1 protein-coding gene is annotated in these 485 nt (G+C 66.0%); it reads right to left on the bottom strand.

All coding sequences use genetic code 11. The features are described from left to right. Window positions 1-485, bottom strand: a 485-nt coding sequence (locus tag EN984_RS37210; protein WP_164766056.1) for an EAL domain-containing protein, incomplete at both ends; no start/stop codon positions are given.

Here is a 485-nt window from a genome sequence, read left to right as displayed (position 1 = left end):
GTGCCGCCTTGCGCACAAACTGTTCGGCGGCGTCGAAATTGGTGACGGCGGCGGTTTCGGTGATCTCGAAGCCGATGCCCGAATGCGGCGCCCCGGTTTCTTCTATGACGTTGTCCACGAAGTCCCAAAGCTGCGGGTCGCTCAGCGTCTGCGCCGACAGATTGAAGCCAAGCGTCAACGCCCCCGAACGCAAGGCGGCACCATGCCGCGACAGCGCGGTGCGGATGATCCAGCGGTCGAGCCGCGACGCGATGCCGAACCGCTCGGCCACCGGAATGAACTCGCCGGGTGGCACCAGCCGGCCGTTGCGGGCGGCGAGCCTGGCCAACACTTCGACATGGCGGCTTTCCAGCCAGGGACGGCCCAGCCGATGGATTTCCTGGCCAAACAGCTTCAGCCTTCCGTCTTCCATGGCATCGACCGTATCGGCGACGACGCGCGCCGCGTTGAGGCCACCCGAACCCGATGCCGTATCGGTGGAGAAG

It is taken from the genome of Mesorhizobium sp. M7A.F.Ca.CA.004.12.1.1 (assembly GCF_003997835.1).
In the GTDB taxonomy this organism is placed as follows: Bacteria; Pseudomonadota; Alphaproteobacteria; order Rhizobiales; family Rhizobiaceae; genus Mesorhizobium.
Note: the sequence above shows the minus strand (reverse complement) of the source record. Positions and strands in the feature narration are given on the sequence as shown.